The sequence below is a fragment of the Paracraurococcus ruber genome (assembly GCF_004353985.1).
GTDB lineage: Bacteria > Pseudomonadota > Alphaproteobacteria > Acetobacterales > Acetobacteraceae > Paracraurococcus > Paracraurococcus ruber.
On record NZ_SMOA01000405.1, the window covers coordinates 1 to 3,573 of the forward strand.

A 3,573-nucleotide genomic window follows, 5' to 3' on the forward strand; every position below is an offset into this window, starting at 1 on the left:
CGCGGCGGCGGCGCGCCAGGGCTGCGGCACCGCCGCCTCCGCCGGCAGCGGCACGGCCAGCAGGTCGGGCCGCTCGCGCGGCGCCCGGCGCAGCGTCACCGCCAGCATCGACGCCGATCCGACGGCGCCGTCAGCCCTCGTAATGCTCGGCCACCAGCCGGTCGAGCAGCCGGACGCCGAAGGCGGTGGCGCCCTTCGGCGCGGTCGGCAGGTCCTTGCTGCTCCAGGCCGTACCGGCGATGTCGAGATGCGCCCAGGGGGTGGGGGCCTGCGCCGGCCCGGCCTTCGCGGTCACGAAGCGCTGGATGAATTGCGCGGCGGAGATCGAGCCGCCCGGCCGGCCGCCGACATTCTTCATGTCGGCGATGTCGGACTTGATCAGCTTGTCATAGGCGTCGCCCAGCGGCATGCGCCAGCACGCCTCGCCCACCGCCTTGCCGGCGGCCTGGATGCGCTGGGCGAGTTCGTCGTCGTTGCTGAACAGCCCGGCATGCTCATGGCCGAGCGAGACGATGATGGCGCCGGTCAGGGTGGCGAGGTCCACCATGAAGCGCGGCTCGAACCGGTCCTGGCAGTAGTGGATGACATCGGCGAGGACGAGGCGTCCCTCGGCATCGGTGTTGATGACCTCCACCGTCTTGCCGCTCATCGTCGTGACCACGTCGCCCGGCCGCATGGCGGTGCCCGACGGCATGTTCTCCACCAGGCCGACCAGCCCGACCGCATCCACCTTCGCCTTCCGCCCGGCCAGCGCCGCCATCAGGCCGATGACCGCGCCGGCGCCGGCCATGTCCCACTTCATGTCCTCCATTCCGCCGGCCGGCTTGATGGAGATGCCGCCGGTGTCGAAGGTGACGCCCTTGCCGATGAAGGCGACCGGCTTGCCCGTGCCCTTCTTCGCCTTGCCGTTGCCGCCGGCGCCGTTCCACTGCAGCACCACCAGCCGCGGCTCCCGCGCCGAGCCCTGGGCGACGCCGAGCAGCGCGCCCATGCCGAGCTTCTTCATCTCCTTCGGCCCGAGGATCTCGACGCCGAGGCCGAGCTTCTCGAGCCCGCGGCAGCGCTCGGCCATCTCCTCCGGGTAAAGCACGTTCGGCGGCTCGGTCACCAGGTCGCGGGTGAGGAACACGCCATCCGCCACCGCGCGCAGCGGCGCCCAGGCCGATTTGGCGGCGGGGGCGGCATCGGTCGCCATCTCCACCCGCTCCAGCTTCGGCTTGTCCTCCTCCTTCTCCGCCGTGCGGTAGCGGTCGAAGCGGTAGCTCTTCAGCAGCAGGCCCATGGCGAAGGCGGCGGCGTGCGGCGGGGCCAGCGCCTCGGCGGCGATCACCGCCTCCCGCTCCCCGCTGATCGGGCCGAGGGCGCCGCCGCCGGCCGCTTCCAGCCCCTCCGTCGCCAGGGCGTCCGGCTTGCCGAGGCCGATGGCGACGACGCGGGACGGGCCGGACTGGCCGCCCTCCGGCATCGGCGCCCAGATGGTGCAGGACTGCCCCTTGCGGCCCTTGAAGCCGGCCGCCGCCAGGGCGCGGGCGATGCCGCCGTTGCAGGCCGCGTCCAGCGCCTGGCCCAGCCCAGCCAGCCCCGCATCCTCGGTGAGCGGCAGCACCAGGGCGCCGTGGCGCGGCAGGGCGGGCTTGACGAAGGCGATGTCGAGCATGCGGGGACAGGTCCTCGGTTCGGCGGCGTCCCCCGGAGGATAGCACCGGGAAGGCGGGTCGCCAGGGCTGCCCGGGTACATGCGGCCGGCGCGGCCTGCTACACCCCCCGGATGACCGATCCCGACCTGCTCGACCTCGCCGCCGGCCTCGCCCGCCGCGCCGCCGCCGCCATCGAGGCGGTGAAGCGCGCCGGCTTCGCGGTGGAGCACAAGACCGACGAGAGCCCGGTGACCGAGGCCGACCGCATCGCCGAGGCGCTGATCGTCGAGGCGCTGCGGCAGTCGACGCCGGACATCCCGGTGGTGGCGGAGGAGGAGGTGGCCGCCGGGATCGCCACCGCCGCCGCCGCCCGCTTCTGGCTGGTGGACCCGCTGGACGGCACGCGCGACTTCGCCAAGGGGCGGGACGAATACGCCGTCTGCATCGGCCTGGTGGAACATGGCCGCGCCATCCTGGGCGCCATCGCCCTGCCGGCGACGGGCGAGGTCTTCGCCGGCCTGCTCGGCCAGGGCGCCTGGAAGGAGGATGCGGCGCCGCGCCGGCGCATCCGCGTCCGCGCCGTGCCGCCACAGGGCCTGACCGTGCTGGCCAGCCGCACCTATGCCGAGGATCCGCGCATGGCGCCCTTCCTGGCGGGGCGGCCGATCGCGGAGCGGCGGGCCGTGTCCTCCGCGCTGAAATTCTGCCGGGTGGCGGAGGGCGTGGCCGACCTCTACCCGCGCTTCGGCGGCACCATGGAATGGGACACCGCGGCCGGCCAGGCGATCGTCGAGGCCGCGGGCGGCGCGGTGACGCTGCCGGATGGCAGCCCGCTGCGCTACGGCAAGGCCGGCTGGCGCAACCCGGATTTCGTCTGCCGCGGCGGGCCCCAGGGGGAGGTGACCGCGTGACCGCACGGCTCGGGCCGGGGGAGGTCGCGCGCGCCGCGGCGCTGCTGCGGCAGGGCGCGCTTGTCGCCTTCCCGACCGAGACGGTCTACGGGCTGGGCGGCGACGCGACCGACGGCCAGGCGGTGGCCGGCATCTTCGCCGCCAAGGGCCGGCCGCATTTCAACCCGCTGATCTGCCACTACCCGGATGCGGAGGCGGCCTTCGCCGATGTGCATGCCGATGACCGGGCGCGGGCGCTGGCGGCGCGCTTCTGGCCCGGCGCGCTGACCCTGGTGCTGCCGCGCCGGCCCACCTGCCGGGTGGACCTGCTGGCCGGCGCGGGGCTGGACACGCTGGCGGTGCGGGTGCCGGCGCATCCCCTGGCGCTGGACCTGCTGCGGCAGGCGGGGATGCCGGTGGCCGCGCCCTCCGCCAACCGCTCCGGCCAGGTGAGCCCGACCACGCCGGAGCATGTGCTGGACGGGCTGTCGGGCCGGATCGCCGCGGTGCTGGATGGCGGCGCCTGCCCGGTCGGCGTCGAGAGCACGGTGCTGGACCTGACCGGCACCGGCCCCGTGCTGCTGCGGCCGGGCGGGGTGGAGGCGGAGGCAATCGAGGCGCTGCTGGGGCCGGTGGGGCGCGCGCTGCCCCTCGCCGCGGCCGCGGCCTCGCAAAGCCTGCGCTCGCCCGGCCTGATGCTGTCGCATTACGCGCCGTCCCTGCCGGTGCGGCTGGGGGCGCGAAGCGTGGCGGCGGATGAGGCGCTGCTGGCCTTCGGCCCGGCGCTGCCGGGGGCGGCGGTGGCGTGGTCCCTCTCGGAGGGCGGCGACCTGCGGGAGGCGGCGGCGCGGCTCTTCGCCGGGCTGCGCTGGCTGGATGCGGAGGGCGCGCGGCAGGGCTGCGCGCGCATCGCGGTGATGCCGGTGCCGGAGACGGGCTTGGGCGTCGCCATCAACGACCGCCTGGCGAGGGCGGCGGCGCCGCGGCCCTGAGCCGGGTCGCGGCAGGGCACGAGCGCGCCGCCGCCAGCGTGCGGCCCGGGCCAT

The 3,573-nt window shown here is 75.6% G+C and carries 3 protein-coding genes; 2 read left to right on the plus strand and 1 reads right to left on the minus strand.

Annotated elements, in window-relative coordinates:
* Positions 1-130 precede the first annotated feature (130 nt).
* Positions 131-1,657 carry a leucyl aminopeptidase gene (locus E2C05_RS29850; protein WP_133223252.1) on the minus strand — a complete coding sequence of 509 codons (1,527 nt, stop codon included), beginning with the start codon at positions 1,655-1,657 and terminating at the stop codon, positions 131-133.
* A 111-nt stretch (positions 1,658-1,768) separates the two neighbouring features.
* Here E2C05_RS29850 and cysQ point away from each other — a divergent pair, with 111 nt between their 5' ends.
* Both cysQ and E2C05_RS29860 read left to right on the plus strand, forming a co-directional pair.
* Positions 1,769-2,548: a 3'(2'),5'-bisphosphate nucleotidase CysQ gene (cysQ, locus tag E2C05_RS29855; RefSeq protein WP_192912546.1), complete on the plus strand. Its 780-nt coding sequence runs from the start codon at positions 1,769-1,771 to the stop codon at positions 2,546-2,548.
* The gene (locus E2C05_RS29860; protein ID WP_192912547.1) at positions 2,545-3,519 is read left to right on the plus strand and encodes an L-threonylcarbamoyladenylate synthase; all 975 of its coding nucleotides are present in this window, start codon (positions 2,545-2,547) and stop codon (positions 3,517-3,519) included. The genes cysQ and E2C05_RS29860 overlap by 4 nt, the downstream gene beginning before the upstream one ends.
* Positions 3,520-3,573: the final 54 nt, after the last annotated feature.